Raw genomic sequence first — 15424 nt, 5'->3', positions numbered from 1 at the left:
AAACTGTGTATGTTCAAAAATTCTAATGTCCAAGGAATTTTGGTGCATACATAGTTTTTTAGTTGAACTGTTTTCACAATATAGTTATCTTTTTAATCTTTTTTCTGCTGCTTTTTGTATCCTTAGAATGCATACCTTCCATCAAAACGCTTCTTACCTTATTAAAAATACTTACTGCTGCTGACTTTTCATCTCCTGTAAGCTTTTCATAAACTTTTTTAGTAAATCCTAATATTATATCTTTTTCTTTATCTATGAATTCACTGCCTTTTGAGGTTAAAATTATTTCTACAATTCTTCTATCCTCCTTGCTTCTTATTCTTTCAACCATATTTTTCTTTTCTAATCTATTTATTACCCCAGTAGTTGTATTAAGTGGAGCATTTATGTACTTTGATATTTCTGTCATATTGGCTGTTTTGCATCTATGCAAAAATATGAGCACCATAATTTCATTTTTAGAGTAATCCATAAAGGCACTATTCCATTTGTCAGGAAAAATTAAAAATTTAAATTCATCAATATATGAAAAAATTATTCCTTCAAAATCAATATTTCCATTAGATTTCACAATGTCACTTCCTTATTTAGTTCTTCTCACGAAGTATATTTTTATTCTAGCATCGAAGCATTTTTTTGTCAACAATAAAATTACAAAAACTCATTTAAAATAAATATTTTATATAAAGGATATGCAGTTTTGTTAAATACAATTTCTTACTTAGGTGAGATTTTTGCATAATTTGAAAAATAAAATTCATATTTTCATTTTTTATCTGCAATTTTTCATGCTTATGTACAGATTTATAATATATTTTTGACGTGTTTTTTCTATCACCTTCATCATTGTTAAACACGCCTAGATTAAAAAAAGTTATAATTAATTGCAGTTTTAATTTTGCATTTATCAATTAAGTGTCTATGAAAACGTTTATAATTATTACATTGTTAAAAATATCATGTTATACTTAAATTAATTAAATATTTATCATAGTAGTTTTTACACTTTATATACAAAATTATGATTCTGATGTCAATTTTGCATATTTTCATTTATTGATAGAAATATAGTGACTTTTTTCCTTCATTTATGTATAATAAAGCTAAAGAAAAACAAATAAATTTTTAAATAGATAATTTTAAAATAAAAGGAGTTGTTTAATATGTCATTATTTTTATTAATAGGTTTAGTATTATTATTCTCAGTTTTATTTTCTAGCAATTCAGATGTTTACGATATCCCAGAAGAATTTCAAGCTTGCCCTGAAGTAGCAGAAATGAAGGCTTTCTATAATGATAGATACGAAGTTTTACTATAAAATCCACTTAAATACCTTTTTACTTAGGCATTGATTTTTAGAAATTTAAATAAGTTTCTAAAAATCAATGCCTTTAATAATGTTTTATACAAATTTTATAAACTATTTATAAAATTGAAATACAATATATATTCCTATAATGTAAAATATTTTATTATGATTAGTCAAAGTAATATTAACCCAAGGAGGTTTATATATTGAATAAAAAAATTGAATTTAAAAAAGATACCATTGGAATATCATTGATTTTAATATTATCTGCTGTACTTAACTTTACAAATTTAGGCATTGAGGGGTATGCTAATACTTTTTATGCTGCTGGTGTAAAAAGTATGCTAATGAACTTTAAAAATTTCTTTTTTGCTTCCTTTGATCCAGCGGGCTTTGTAAGCATTGATAAACCACCTGTAGGCTTTTGGATTCAAGCTATATGTGCAAAGGCATTTGGTTTTAGTGGATGGAACATAATTTTACCACAAGCCCTAGCAGGTGTGCTTTCCGTTGCTCTTATATATTATATTGTAAAAAAGTCCTTTGGAATTACCGCTGGATTAACTGCAGCATTATGCCTTGCGGTAACTCCAATATCAGTAGCAGCCGCTAGAAACAATACAATCGATAATTTACTTGTGTTATTTCTACTTCTCGGATGCTGGGCTGCCCTCACAGCTGCCGAAAAAGGAAAACTGAGTTATCTTATATTAAGTTTAGTTTTTGTAGGCATAGGCTTTAATATAAAAATGGTAGAGGCATATATGGTAGCTCCTGCCATATATATAACGTACCTTCTTGCATCAAACATGAGTTTAAAAAAGAGAATAAAGAACCTTACTTTAGGCACAATTGTACTTTTAGTAATTTCGCTATCTTGGGCTATAATTACAGATTTAATACCAGCAAATAATAGGCCTTATGTTGGCAGCAGTACTAACAACACAGTTATGCAGCTTATAATAGGTCATAATGGATTAGAGAGAATTGGTCTCGGCAGAAGAAATGGAAACAAAATCACAATATCACAAAGGACAGTCGAAAACATGAGCAACTTAAATAACATACAAAAAAGATTGAGGCAAACAAAATATAGAGATGGATTCAATCAATCAAATAATGGTATGAATTTTGGACGTAATTCGAATGCCGGCATATTTAGGTTGTTCGGAAATGGCAACATGTCGGACCAAATATCATGGCTTTTACTATTTGCCATAATTGGATTTGCTGCTGCTGCAATAAAAGAAAAATTAAGAACTCCTTTTAACACAAGAAAAAAATTATCTTTAATATTATGGATCACGTGGCTAATACCTGAATTTATTTACTTTAGTTTTTCAAGAAATGTAACACATACCTACTATTTGACGACAATGGCACCTTCCATTGCAGCTTTAGTTGGAATTGGTTTATCCGCCATGTTAGCATTTTATAAGCAGCGGGGATCAAAATCCTGGTTCTTGCCAATTTCCCTTATTGCTAATGCATGTGTTGAAATACTTATTTTATCTTACAATTACAATATCTCAAAGGGATATAAGATTATAATTATATTGACAGCTATTTTATGTATTTTATCTTCAATAATATTGTGCATAATTAGCTTAACAAGTTCCAATACAAAAGCTTTAGATAAATTATTGATTAGCATCGCCTTTATAGGAATTTTAGCAGCACCTACAGTTTGGTCATTTACTCCAATGTTTTATAAAATGAATGGAAGCAGTCCATCCGCCGGGTTAGAACTTTCACGAAGCAATTATAACACCGAATCAAGTGTTGGCGGCAATTCAAAGCTTATAAAATTTTTAGAGAATAACAGAAAAGATGAAAAATACCTTGTTATGGTTCCTTCCGCTACATCTTATGGCTCAAATTTAATACTTGAAACTGGTGAACCTGTAATGGCACTTGGTGGCTTTAGTGGTTCAGACCCAATACTTACTTTAGATAAATTTAAAGAATTGGTTAATAAAGGCGAATTAAGATATGCTTTGATAAATATAAGTAACAACCGAAGCTTTGGAGAAAGTAATTCAAACAATAGCATTATGAATTGGATTAAAGAAAACGGCAAGACTATTCCTTCTAATCAATGGAAAGACTCCAATTCTTCAAGAAATCAGAGGCAAAGCGAAAAGTTTGGTGTATCAAACAATTCCACTCAATTATATGATTTAAAATCAAAATAAAAAATTCGTCGATCTCTTAAATTTTCATATAGAGGTCGACAAAAATTTTTTACTGCTATTTTTTCTTTCTATAAACAAGGAAATGAAATATGACAGCAACAAATTGAAATGCAAAACCAACCACGCACACTCCATTCCATCCGCTGTGTTCAAAACTTATAGATGCTAGGTATGATCCAAATGCTCCTCCTATAAAATATGAGACCATAAAAACAGTATTTATTCTGCTTCTAGCTTCATCATTTAGTGCTTGTATTCTAGCCTGGTTAGAAACTTGACCAGTTTGATTTCCAAGATCAAGAAGTATAACTCCTGCTATTAATCCAAACAATTTATACCCAAAGAAAAAGAAAATCACATATGCTAATGTAGAAAGCACAACTCCAATTCCAACTGCAAATTTTGGAGATTTCTTGTCAGCCACCCTTCCTATTATAGGTGCTGCCGATGCTCCTACAACCCCTATAAGTCCAAAAAGACCTGCTTCTCTTGTACCCATATTGTACACGTTTGATTGAAGTAAAAAAACAAGTGATGTCCAAAATATACTGAAAGAGCCAAACATAAGCGCTCCATTTATTGCAGACTCTCTAAGTACACGTTCTTTTTTAATAATACCTGATATAGAAAATATAAGTTCTTTATATGAAAGCCTAGATGTAGGTTTACTTACAGGCATAAGGTATTTTATGAATACAGCTAACAAAAGCATTAAAAGTCCTGCAATAACATATACAGTTCTCCAGCCAAAAGCTTGCCCAACTATTCCACTAAAAACTCTAGAGAGTAATATTCCTATAAGAAGTCCGCTCATAACTGTTCCTATTATCTTTCCTCTCTCAGAAGGCTTGGCAAGTTGAGCTGCAAACGGAACTATGAGCTGCGGAATAATTGTAGTAAAACCAATAAAAAAAGATGCCACAAGAAGTGCAAAGTAATTTGGTGAGAATGCTACTGCCAAAAGAGCTATTGCCACAAATATAAGCATTTTAGTAATCAAAGAACGTCTTTCCTTCATATCTCCAAGTGGTACAAAGAAAAATAATCCAAGAGCGTATCCTATTTGAGTCAAGGTTACTACAAATCCCGCGCTGGATTCCGATATATCAAAAGCTTTTGTCACTTGAGTTAAAAGAGGCTGTATAAAATATAAATTTGCAACAGTTACCCCACAGGTTACTGCCATTACTAATACCACAAATCTAGTCAAATTAAATTCTTTTTCATTGTCTATGTTTTCTTTATTAATCATTATCGAATCTCCTTCTAAATATAGGTGCAGCTTACTTTGTATAGATACTATACATTCAACTTAAAATAAAAATACCAGTGTGGTATTTTATATGTTGGCTTTGAATCTTCTAAAAAATTCATACAGAAATTTTCTATCTTCTGTAGTAGAATCCTTTAATATTTCTGCTATCTTATGCTCATATTCCTCATGGTATTTTTTATGATTAGAGTAAGCAATTTCACCTTTTTCAGTCAGCTTAATAAAAAGCTTGCAGCTATTATCTTCACATGCCTCCTTACATATAAATCCTTTTGCTTCAAGCCTTTTAATTGTTTGAGATACTGCTCCTCTTGTTATATTCATTTTACGCGCTATACCAGAAATATGAAGATTTTTAACTACTGTAAATACTTTGCTTCAAGTTGTTCTAAAAGCTTCATGTATTTTTCTTGAATATTATTTTTCGATGATTCTTTTTCGAATTCTTCACATTCCTTATCAATTGTAGTTAGTGTTTCTTTACTTAATTTTCGATTAGCAAAAGTGTATACTGTGTTGTCTTCCTTTTCTATATGCCTATATAAAAGTTGCGTATATGCAACTGCATTTGCTATAACATCAACCTTACTTTCATCATCTCCATTTTTAACCCTTGAAAGCGCATTTTCAAGTTCCATCATATGGAGTCTTCCAAAATCGTGTTCTACCAACATTCCATATTTAATTAGTGTTTCAGCAACTCCGCCTATTTCGTCTACCATGCGATTAAACAAAAACTTTTCTTCTTTTCCATGATGCTGTTTATCTGCATAATTTCTTACAAAATCTATCATCTTTGCAAAGTCATCATAATCAATTTTATCTTCCTTTAAAACTCTATAACTTGCCTTTCTTAAAACCACTAACATTCTTTTTATATTCTTATGTTCATCTACCATAAGTTGAATACCATCCATAATAAGCACCTTCTTTTTAATTATAACTTCACTATATATTATTTATTTTGTGCACTAAATTTAAACCTATAGTTTGTTAATTAATTCTTTCTTTTTACAACAAGTATTTGATTCTTTTTTAAATTTAAAGTCCCAGTTATATTTAAATCTTGATTATTTCCATCAGACGAATATATCACTTGTGCATTCATTGAAGGTAATCCTGTACATTTAGAATCTTGATCACCATTTATCATTGTATATATTTCTTCTTTACCACTGCTCCTCTTAAACGCAAAAATATTACTCTTACCTTCATCAATATTCTCAAAACTTCCATTTCTTAAAGCTTCATTATTATTTCTAATCTTAATAAAAGTTTTATAAAAATTCAAGAGAGAATTTTTGTTTGCTTCTTGGACATTTACAGCGACTAAATTTTTATCATTATAAATTTCTTCCCAATAAGTATTTTTATTTTTGTCTTTATTGCTCCAAATAAATGGCTGTCTAATATTTTCATCAGGTTTTGCGCCAGTCATTCCTGTCTCTTCGCCATAATATATATAAGGAGTACCTGGTAAAGTTAAAAGAATCGCCGCTGCTTCTTTACATTTATCAACCGAGTTTAACCTGCTCATAACTCTCTCAAAATCATGATTGGATAGGAAAGTACTGTCATTATAGTCCTTATTCTTAGACTTGTAACTTTTATATACATCATTTATTTCAGTTCCAAGTTCGTTAATATTGTCATTCTTTACAGTGTCCAAAATATCCGTACTCAACTCAAAATCAAAACATGAATCAAGGGAAGTCATATAATTTGCCACAACATCTTTGTTATCTGAAACTTCTCCTACAGCAAAAGCACTCTTATTTACACCCTTAATGTATGTCTCAAATTCTTTCCACCACTGGAGATTCTTATTAGTATTGCCGTCATATATATGCTTCGCCGCATCTAATCTAAATCCATCTACCCCCATATTTAAATAATATTTTGCTATATTTTTTACTTCAGCTCTTACATTTTTATTATCATAATTTAAATCAGGCATACCTTGATCAAACATTGCATAATAAAAACTGTTATTCTTATACACCCAAGGCATTGTACCTATAGTAGAATGTTCATTAATTACTCCTTTATCATTTGTCCAATTATAATAATTTCTATATTTACTTTTTTTATTATTTGCAGATTCAATAAACATAGGATTTTTGCTGCTTGTATGATTAATTACTAAATCCATAAATACTGCAATATCTCTTTTATGCGCTTCATTAATAAGATTATAAAAATCATCCATAGTGCCATAATCTTGTTGAATTGAATAATAATCTGATATATCATACCCATGATAGCTTGGACTTGCATTTATAGGCATAAGCCAAATCCCTGATACTCCTAAATCTTTAAGATAATCTAGTTTTTCTGTTACTCCTTTTAGGTCACCAATACGATCCCCGTTACTATCGTTAAAAGCTCTTACAAAAATTTCATAAAACACTCTATCATTATATTTTTTATTTGTTACATATTTTTGAGCCGTATAAACCTTATGTGATACATTTAATAATTTACTATTTTTATTGTTGCTATATGAACTTTTCTTATGCTGAGTTAAAAATGCTAATGATATAAGAACTAACAATATAAGTCCCAATCCCATTGTCTTTTTCTTCATACATATTCCCCCTTATGCAATCGATTGCACAAAATTGCGTAGCAATAGCCACTTTAATAATTTATATCGTACCATCCTTAACAGGCTTTGTAAACATTTTCTTAATTTTATTCACTAATATAATATCCATCTACTAAAAGCCTAATCATAGACATTTTATTAAAATCATAATTCCGCGGTTTGTGAAAATGTTTACAATTACTTTTTTTTTAATAAATTGCTCCTTTATTTAAATTAACTGTAATCTTTATGCAATAGTTTTAACAAATTATGTTACAAATTATCATTTGCTTATAAAACTTGCATTTTTAAATTTGTTTCAAAAAACTAATGACTTTTTTCTTGCATTTATGTATAATAATTATTGAAGGGAGTTGGTTAATATGTCTATATTATTATTAATAGGTTCAGTATTGTTATTATCGGTTTTATTTCCAGAAAACATAGATGTTTATAAAATTCCTAAGGAATTTCAAGATTGCCCTGAAGTGCAGCAAATGAAATCTTATTATGATGATAGATATGAATATTTATTTTAAATAGAGGCGTATACATACGCCTTTCTTTTTTATTTGGCTATGTTTTAAAGGACAATCTTCTTTTAAAACATAGCCTTTTATTTAAAAGAAAATCTTTCTCAATTAACTCTTTTTCAGTAATAAGTGCCAATAATTAATTTATCCTCAATTTCCACATTTTACTTTTACCACTTTTAATAAACTCCAATAGAACAATTGGTATTATTGCATTTTTTAATTTATTTGTTAAAAACTAATGACTTTTTTCCTTCATTTATGTATAATATAAGTGTACCAAATAATTGAAAAGTTAGTACGAATAGTGATACTTATAAAATTATTTTTAGTAAATGAAAGGGGCTGACTTATATGTCTATGTTATTATTAATAGGTTTAATATTATTATTATCAATTTTATTCCCTGAAAACGTAGATGTTTATGAGATTCCTAAAGAATTTCAAAATTGTCCTGAAATAGAGCAAATGAAAGTTTTTTATGAAGATAGATATATTTATTTATTTTAAAAAGGCGCCACTTGGACGCCCTTTTTTATAGTGTTGCTAAACTTAAAAGTTTACTTCTAGTATAATTATATTTTTCTCTTGAAAAATCAAATATAGTCCCATTGCTTAAAAATACAGTGTTTTCCACGATAAGTGAAGGGTCTCCTTCATTTAAATGTAGAAGCAAAGCTTCATCTTTATTTAACTTTTCGCAGCTTATTATCTTATCCGCAAATTTAATTTTTAATTTAAGATCATTTATTATATAGTCATATATTGATTTTTTACATATATCTTCATTCAAATATAAAATTATATCCTTATTAAAAAATGACTCTTCTATGGTAAATGGCTCATCATTCATATATCTTACACGTCTAACGTGATATAGCTTAGTATGAATTTTACATTTCATTTTTTCAGCCAGTTCATCATTTGCCTCAATTAAACTTAAATCCAAAAGCCTGCTAGTTAACTTATCCTTAGAAAAAGTCCTTGTAAGCCCGCTCATGTCCCACATTGGCACACATCCGGGTTTAGAAAATTCTCTTAAAAACACTCCACTTCCGTGAACTTGATATATATATCCTTTACCAACTAAAACCTCTATAGCTTTCCTTATAGTGTTTCTGCTGACATTAAACCTCTCCATTAGTTCTTCTTCGGTTGGAAGCTTTTTATCATAATCAAATTTTCCATCTAATATTTCTCTTTCAAGTTCCTCAATAACTGCACTATACTTTTTTATAATTCTTCTCCCCTTGTTTCAATTATATTTTTGTACCAATAGAAGGATAACTTTTTCTTTCTTGCTAGATTATTCTTGTGATCTACATATATAAAACCATACTGTTTTTTGTATCCATTTAACCAGCTTAATAAATCAATAACGGACCAAGCGTAATATCCCTTAAGGTTTATTCCTTCTTGGATTGCCTTTTTTACAACCTTTAGATGTTCTTTTATAAAATTAATTCTTGGAACATCTGCTATAACATCTTCTATTATTGGATCCTCATCACCTAGTCCATTTTCGGTAATATAGAGTTTAACATCTCCATATCTTTTCTTAAGCATCCTAAGTCCATCTAAGAAACCTTCCGGAGAAATTTCCCATCCCCATTTTGTATATACTTTATCCTTCATCATTACTGTTTTATAAACTCCATCGAAGGAAGGATTACCTGGAGCCCCAGTAGAATTTTCTCTATTTGCTTTAAACTCTTCTTCGGAATCAATCTTCATAACTCTTTTAGGCTGATAATAATTAAGTCCAATAAAATCATTTTTATCAGCTGATTCCTTAAGTAAATCCAATTCTTCCTTAGTCCAATCTGGTGTTAATCCTTTTTTCTTTAGCTCATCAACTACATATTTAGGATACTCACCTTTTAATATTGGATCATAGTACCAAAAAGTATCATAGTAATTTGCATGTTTTGCTGCAAATATGTTTTCTTCTTTATCATCAACACTAAACGCAGGATTAAATACATGAGTTATCCCAATTTCACCGTATTGTTTTAAACTTTTATATTTCTTTACAGCCTTAGCATGTGCCACAAATACATTATGTGTTGCCTCAAAATACTTTTTAACATCGTTAACAATACCAGGTGGATGTGCTCCTGCTAAATAACCATGCCCACAAAAAACTATAGTTTCATTAAAAGTTATCCAATGCTTAACTCTATCTCCAAATGCTCTAAAACATACCTCAGCATACTTATTAAAAGCATCTATAGTTCTCTTATTAGTCCATCCTCCCGCTTCTTCCAAAGTCTGTGGTAAATCCCAATGATACAGGGTGACGAAAGGAACTATTCCATACTTTAAGCATTCATCAATTAAATTGTTATAAAATTCAATTCCTTTCTCATTAACCTCACCATCACCATCTGGTATTATTCTTGACCATGAAATTGAAAATCTATAAGATTCCAGACCCATTTCTGCCATTAATTTAACATCTTCTTTATACCTATGATAATGATCTACAGCTACATCTCCATTTGTTCCCTCAAATGTCTTCCCTGGTATTTTGGAAAATACGTCCCAGTTGCTAACACCTTTGCCATCTTCATTCCATGCACCCTCTACCTGATAAGATGCAGAAGCAGCTCCAAACAAAAAATCCTTTGGAAATTTCATTTTCTTTCCTCCTTTAATTAGTATTAAAATTCATTGGTATGAATTAATTATATACTTATAAATTTTCAATGTAAAGCTTTTCTCATGCAAAAAAAAATAGTTGAACAGGGGGACTATCCAACTACGATAAATATTCTTTTTAATTAATTCTTTGTTTTACTATGATTATATATTATCAGATTATTGTTACAATTTTATGAAGATAATAAATACAATTTATTAAATTGAAATTTACTCTTTTAAAGTACCCTTTCCAAAAAATCTTTAGTTCTTTTCTCTTTTGTATTTTTAAAGATTTGTTCTGGTGTACCTTCTTCTACTATTTTTCCTTCTGCCATAAATACAACTCTATCTGCAACCTCTCTAGCAAATCCCATTTCATGTGTAACAACTACCATTGTCATTCCTTCTTCTGCCAGTTCCTTCATTACATTTAGAACTTCACCAACAAGTTCAGGATCAAGAGCAGATGTAGGTTCATCAAAAAGCATTATATCAGGTTTCATACACAATGCCCTTGCTATAGCAACTCTTTGTTTTTGACCTCCTGAAAGTTTTGATGGATACATATCTGCCTTTTCAATAAGTCCAACTTTCTCAAGTAATTTTTTTGACCTTTCATATACTACCTCCTTGTTTTCCTTCTTAATAACTACTGGGGCTTCCATCACATTTTTTAAAACAGTCATATGGGGAAAAAGGTTAAAGCTTTGAAAAACCATTCCCATTTTTATTGTTATCTTTCTTAAATGCTCTCTATTCTTAAATTTAACTTCTTCTCCCTCTATAAAAACCTTACCACCATTTGGTTCTTCAAGATGATTAAGACATCGCAAAAATGTAGATTTTCCAGAACCTGATGGTCCTATTATTACAACAACCTCACCTTTTTTAACATTCAAATTCAAGTTTTCAAATACAGTTAGATTATTAAAACTTTTAGTTAAATTTTCAACTCTTATCATATAATCCTTTGTTAAATCATTTACTGCTTCCATTTTACTTCCTCCTATTCATTTGCATTAGTATATAGCCAATTTCTTCTCAATCATTCCATAAACTTTAGTAAATATAGTCGTTAATAGAAGATAAAAAATTGCTGCAAGTGAAAATGGTTCAACAAGCTTAAAAGTAGTAGAATATACCTGTTGTGCTTGTCTCATAAGTTCTGCTAAAGATATTGCAGATACCAATGAAGTATCTTTGAGCATGGAAACGGATAAGTTTCCTACTGCAGGAAGTATTACCCTTATAGTTTGTGGTAATATTATTTTCGTCATAGTCTGAACATATGTAAATCCAAGAGCTTTAGATGCTTCAAACTGTCCCGTATCTATTGAAATAATTCCACCTCTTATAGCTTCTGCCATATATGCAGCTAAATTTAAGCTTAGTGATAAAGCGCCAGCAGCAAAAGGACTAAGTTCTAAGCCAATACCAGGCATTGCAAAATATATAAACATTACCTGCAAAAGCAGTGGGGTTCCTCTGAAAAACCATATATAAAAGCTTGAAAAAAAGTTAAGTATCTTAATGTGTGATATTTTAAATAACGCTAAGAAAATTCCAATTAGTGTTCCAAATATAAGTGCTGAAATTGCCAATTCTACTGTAATAAGAGTACCTTGTAAAAACAATGGAAAAATTTTTGAGAAAACACTGAAATCCATATATTTTACCTCCTTAAAATACTTTCTCATGTTATTCTTTAGCTTTGTTTTAAGCAGGCGTACATTTTACACTTGTTTAAAACATAGCTTACTATTTAAAAATATTCTCTCTTACTACTAAAATGTTTATAGTAAAAGAGAATAAGGGGAAAACTTTTTTAATTTTACTTGTACAAATCAGTTCCAAACCATCTTATTGAAAGCTTTGAGAAAGTTCCATCAGCTTTCATTTTATCTAAAACTTTTTGAACTTTGTTATTTAATGCTGTATTTCCTTTAGTATATGCAATACCAACATTTTGAGATGCTATCGGCTTATCTAAAATCGCATCAAAACTAGCATCATTTTTCTTGTAATATGCAGCGATAGGACCTTCTGTTACAACAGCATCGAGTCTTCCATTTTTTAAATCAGTGTAGGCATCTGTTATTTTATTATAAGTCTTTATTTCCTTTAATCCACCCATTTTTTCAAGTGTAGCTTGATTTGCTGCTCCTATTTGACAACCTACTACTTTTCCTTTTAGATCATTTGCTGATTTTATAGATGTATTTCCACTTTTAACTGCTATAATTTCATCTAATTTAAAATAAGGTTTTGAAAAATCTATTTCTTTTTTTCTTGCATCTGTAATACACAAGGTTGATAAAATCGCATCATATTTCTTGGCTTTAAGTCCCATCATTATTCCATCCCATGCTGTTGGAACCCATTTAACTTTTACTCCTAATCTTTTTCCAACTTCTTCACCCATATCAATTTCAAAGCCTACTAATTTATTGTTATTCTTTTGATCCCTATATTCCATAGGTGGAAATGTATCGTCTACAGCAAATGATATTTCTCCAGATTTTAAATACCCTGATGACTTATCTTGAGAGTTACTTGCTCCGCTTTTGCTGCATCCTGTTAATGCAGTAGCTGCTAAAACAAAGGTTAAAGCTAAAACTATAATTTTTTTCATCCTTAATCTCTCCCATACTCTTTATTTATACTAATTTTTTCTTATATTCTGTTATTCCTGCTAATACATATAGTGCCATCCATGAAGCTACATGGCTTGAAACATTATTTGCATCTTGAGGTGGATATATTTCAACAAAATCAAATCCAGCAACTCCCCTTGCTGCAATTCCATGAAGAAGATATGCAAGCTCAAAAGTAGTTAATCCACAAAAATCTGGAGGTCCACCTGGGTTGCAGGCTGCATCAAGTGCGTCGCTGCAAACAGTGATATATACCGCATCGGTTCCGTCTTTAACCACTTCCAAAATTTTATTCAAGGTTTCCTGTATTCCATTTAGTTTTACATCGAAACTTGTAATTACAGTAGCACCTTTTTCCTTAGCAAATTCCTGCTGTTTGGGGTTATTTCTAGGTCCTCTTATTCCCACATGAACTACATTTTTAGGATCTACATTATCCATTTCATAAATCCTATAAAGTGGAGAACATCTAGCATATTTTTCTTCTCCATACTTATCAAGATTATCGAGATGTGCATCGAAATGTACTACTCCAACTTTTCCTTTTACATTTTCACATATTGCCTTTGCATCTGCTGAAGCAATAGAATGGTCGCCTCCAAATATAATTGGTATTGAGCCTTTTGCTACTACTTCAGAAACTTTTTCTCTTATACTATCTAAAGATTTCTCTATTTTTCCCGGATATACAACAGCGTCTCCATAATCAGCTGCCTTTATATAATCAAATATATCAAAACCTATCTCAGGTAAAAACCCACCATATCTAGTTGATGCTTGTCTAATTGTTTTTGTTGAAAGTTCACATCCAGAAAATGAGTTCCATGTAACAATACCTTCCCATGGTGCTCCAATTATTACAGCATCATATCCGTCTATCTCACTTTCTTCACTTATTACTGGAAGCCCCATAAAAGATGGAACCCCACTAAAAACCTCATTTATTTTTTTCCCCGGCACATAGCATATAGGCTTATTCTCCATTAAAATTCCTCCTCATCTACTCTTATGTACTGCTCATACTTAAATTTTCTATTCAACATATTTTTCATTATTCATTCGATATTATCGAATTGCATTTTATAATATAAGATATCTTGATTACATTATACATTATTTTAGCGATTTTGCAACAATTTATTTTATATTTTATTAATTTATTATTTTTATGCTGCTTATTATTAAATATCATTTTTTTAAAATTTTAGTCATTATAAATTTTATTTCCTTTTTAAGCAAGAACATAGTATAATTATTTATTGAAATTAATTGTTTTAATGTGGATGTAATCACTATAAATAGAATAATCTTCATGAAGGGAAATGGGGAATAATGGCTGAAAAAAAATTAATACAATCTATAAAAAGAGCATCAGATATACTGGACTGCTTTAATAATTCTAATAATGAAATGAGTTTAAAGGATATATGCGACAAAGTCGATTTAAAAAAGAGTACAGTATTCGGAATAATAAAAACTCTTGAAGAATGTTCATACATAATTCAAGATCCTCACACAAATAAATACAAACTAGGATTAAAATTTATAGAAAAATCAAGAATAGTATCAGAATCTATGGATATAAAAGCTATCGCTTTGCCGTACATAAAAACTTTAACTAATAAATTTAAAGAAACTTCTCATCTCTGTCTATATGAACAAAATTATGTATACTGTGTTGCCAATATTCAGTCAGATGAGGGTTTTTTGTTTATGAGCTCAAGGGAAGGCAATAAACTTCCTATATATGCTTCTGCTTCTGGAAAAGCTATTTTGTCTAACTTTTCTGATGAAAAAATTGCAGAAATTTTGAATAAAACTGAACTAAAAAAGCTTACTGAATACACAACTACAGATATAAAAAAGATAAAAGAGGATTTAAAAGATATACGTAAAAACTTCTATTCTCTCGAGGACGAGGAGACGGAGATAGGTGCATACAGTATAGCTGCCCCAATTAAAAATTATAATAATCAAGTTGCTGGAGCCATAAGTATGACGGGTCCTAAAACAAGGATGCAGGAAAAAAAGCTTTATATAATAGATGCATTATTATCAGCTTCTCTTTCTATATCAAAAGAGCTCGGTTATGATAATATAGAATAAATAAAAAAGGAGTGTCGCATTAAATTTATTTCTAACCGTAATTTATAAATATTGCGAAGTAACAATGCTTCGTCACATTAAAAAAATTCTATAAATCTAAACCTCAAAAATCATAAAATTCTA

At 29.9% G+C, this 15424-nt stretch carries 16 protein-coding genes; 5 read left to right on the top strand and 11 right to left on the bottom strand.

From position 1 onward, the window contains the following. Positions 1-73: 73 nt before the first annotated feature. Positions 74-571 (bottom strand): MarR family winged helix-turn-helix transcriptional regulator, encoded by a 498-nt coding sequence (locus tag LQK79_RS15400; RefSeq protein ID WP_231017122.1) that lies wholly within the window; start codon positions 569-571, stop codon positions 74-76. Between the two features lie 592 nt (positions 572-1163). Between LQK79_RS15400 and LQK79_RS15395 the strand changes: the two genes are divergently transcribed. Beyond that, the gene (locus tag LQK79_RS15395) at positions 1164-1319 is read left to right on the top strand and encodes an endoglucanase (protein ID WP_157055616.1); all 156 of its coding nucleotides are present in this window, start codon (positions 1164-1166) and stop codon (positions 1317-1319) included. Between the two features lie 197 nt (positions 1320-1516). Then, positions 1517-3505, top strand: coding sequence for a glycosyltransferase family 39 protein (locus LQK79_RS15390; protein ID WP_231017121.1), 1989 nt, complete (start codon positions 1517-1519; stop codon positions 3503-3505). A 55-nt stretch (positions 3506-3560) separates the two neighbouring features. Here the strand turns inward: LQK79_RS15390 and LQK79_RS15385 are convergent, their stop codons facing one another. From LQK79_RS15385 to LQK79_RS15370, 4 genes are all read right to left on the bottom strand, one after another. Then, complete coding sequence (locus LQK79_RS15385; RefSeq protein ID WP_053240636.1) at positions 3561-4757, bottom strand: MFS transporter; 1197 nt, start codon at positions 4755-4757, stop codon at positions 3561-3563. Positions 4758-4844: 87 nt separating this feature from the next. Next, positions 4845-5123, bottom strand: coding sequence for a MarR family winged helix-turn-helix transcriptional regulator (locus LQK79_RS15380; RefSeq protein WP_278279541.1), 279 nt, complete (start codon positions 5121-5123; stop codon positions 4845-4847). A gap of 14 nt (positions 5124-5137) precedes the next feature. Next, positions 5138-5695 (bottom strand): hemerythrin domain-containing protein, encoded by a 558-nt coding sequence (locus LQK79_RS15375; RefSeq protein WP_053240634.1) that lies wholly within the window; start codon positions 5693-5695, stop codon positions 5138-5140. Between the two features lie 80 nt (positions 5696-5775). Beyond that, a complete protein-coding gene (locus LQK79_RS15370) occupies positions 5776-7365 on the bottom strand; it encodes an alpha-amylase family glycosyl hydrolase (protein ID WP_231017120.1) in 1590 nt (529 codons plus the stop codon). Between the two features lie 383 nt (positions 7366-7748). Here LQK79_RS15370 and LQK79_RS15365 point away from each other — a divergent pair, with 383 nt between their 5' ends. Continuing rightward, the gene (locus tag LQK79_RS15365; protein ID WP_157055615.1) at positions 7749-7904 is read left to right on the top strand and encodes an endoglucanase; all 156 of its coding nucleotides are present in this window, start codon (positions 7749-7751) and stop codon (positions 7902-7904) included. A gap of 348 nt (positions 7905-8252) precedes the next feature. Continuing rightward, positions 8253-8408: a hypothetical protein gene (locus tag LQK79_RS15360; RefSeq protein WP_053240631.1), complete on the top strand. Its 156-nt coding sequence runs from the start codon at positions 8253-8255 to the stop codon at positions 8406-8408. Positions 8409-8433: 25 nt separating this feature from the next. Here LQK79_RS15360 and LQK79_RS15355 read toward each other — a convergent pair whose 3' ends face one another. The 6 genes from LQK79_RS15355 to LQK79_RS15330 all read right to left on the bottom strand — a co-directional run bounded on the left by LQK79_RS15355 (position 8434) and on the right by LQK79_RS15330 (position 14179). Beyond that, the gene (locus LQK79_RS15355) at positions 8434-9114 is read right to left on the bottom strand and encodes a GntR family transcriptional regulator (protein WP_278279540.1); all 681 of its coding nucleotides are present in this window, start codon (positions 9112-9114) and stop codon (positions 8434-8436) included. Between the two features lie 17 nt (positions 9115-9131). Then, positions 9132-10538 (bottom strand): GH1 family beta-glucosidase, encoded by a 1407-nt coding sequence (locus tag LQK79_RS15350; RefSeq protein ID WP_053240629.1) that lies wholly within the window; start codon positions 10536-10538, stop codon positions 9132-9134. Between the two features lie 239 nt (positions 10539-10777). After that, positions 10778-11536, bottom strand: a complete 759-nt coding sequence (locus tag LQK79_RS15345) for an amino acid ABC transporter ATP-binding protein (protein WP_053240628.1) — start codon at positions 11534-11536, stop codon at positions 10778-10780. A gap of 24 nt (positions 11537-11560) precedes the next feature. Next, on the bottom strand, positions 11561-12208 hold the full coding sequence (locus LQK79_RS15340) for an amino acid ABC transporter permease (protein ID WP_053240627.1): 648 nt from the start codon (positions 12206-12208) through the stop codon (positions 11561-11563). Between the two features lie 164 nt (positions 12209-12372). Further along, on the bottom strand, positions 12373-13173 hold the full coding sequence (locus LQK79_RS15335; protein ID WP_231017119.1) for a substrate-binding periplasmic protein: 801 nt from the start codon (positions 13171-13173) through the stop codon (positions 12373-12375). Positions 13174-13198: 25 nt separating this feature from the next. Further along, entirely contained in the window at positions 13199-14179 is a 981-nt protein-coding gene (locus LQK79_RS15330) for an agmatinase family protein (protein WP_231017118.1), read from the bottom strand. A 348-nt stretch (positions 14180-14527) separates the two neighbouring features. On the opposite strand from LQK79_RS15330, the gene LQK79_RS15325 reads away from it, so the two are divergent. Next, a complete protein-coding gene (locus LQK79_RS15325; RefSeq protein WP_231017117.1) occupies positions 14528-15301 on the top strand; it encodes an IclR family transcriptional regulator in 774 nt (257 codons plus the stop codon). Positions 15302-15424: the final 123 nt, after the last annotated feature.

Source organism: Clostridium guangxiense, from assembly GCF_021043395.1.
GTDB lineage: Bacteria > Bacillota > Clostridia > Clostridiales > Clostridiaceae > Clostridium_S > Clostridium_S guangxiense.
The sequence above is the reverse complement of the archived record's forward strand: the minus strand, read 5'-3'. Positions and strand labels throughout refer to the sequence as shown.

Bases quoted from the DNA above. Each gene is read 5' to 3' on its own strand.
- LQK79_RS15395 (WP_157055616.1), top strand. From the start codon at position 1,164: ATGTCATTATTTTTATTAATAGGTTTAGTATTATTATTCTCAGTTTTA.
- LQK79_RS15385 (WP_053240636.1), bottom strand. From the start codon at position 4,757: ATGATTAATAAAGAAAACATAGACAATGAAAAAGAATTTAATTTGACT.
- LQK79_RS15375 (WP_053240634.1), bottom strand. From the start codon at position 5,695: ATGGATGGTATTCAACTTATGGTAGATGAACATAAGAATATAAAAAGA.
- LQK79_RS15370 (WP_231017120.1), bottom strand. From the start codon at position 7,365: ATGAAGAAAAAGACAATGGGATTGGGACTTATATTGTTAGTTCTTATA.
- LQK79_RS15365 (WP_157055615.1), top strand. From the start codon at position 7,749: ATGTCTATATTATTATTAATAGGTTCAGTATTGTTATTATCGGTTTTA.
- LQK79_RS15360 (WP_053240631.1), top strand. From the start codon at position 8,253: ATGTCTATGTTATTATTAATAGGTTTAATATTATTATTATCAATTTTA.
- LQK79_RS15350 (WP_053240629.1), bottom strand. From the start codon at position 10,538: ATGAAATTTCCAAAGGATTTTTTGTTTGGAGCTGCTTCTGCATCTTAT.
- LQK79_RS15345 (WP_053240628.1), bottom strand. From the start codon at position 11,536: ATGGAAGCAGTAAATGATTTAACAAAGGATTATATGATAAGAGTTGAA.
- LQK79_RS15340 (WP_053240627.1), bottom strand. From the start codon at position 12,208: ATGGATTTCAGTGTTTTCTCAAAAATTTTTCCATTGTTTTTACAAGGT.
- LQK79_RS15335 (WP_231017119.1), bottom strand. From the start codon at position 13,173: ATGAAAAAAATTATAGTTTTAGCTTTAACCTTTGTTTTAGCAGCTACT.
- LQK79_RS15330 (WP_231017118.1), bottom strand. From the start codon at position 14,179: ATGGAGAATAAGCCTATATGCTATGTGCCGGGGAAAAAAATAAATGAG.
- LQK79_RS15325 (WP_231017117.1), top strand. From the start codon at position 14,528: ATGGCTGAAAAAAAATTAATACAATCTATAAAAAGAGCATCAGATATA.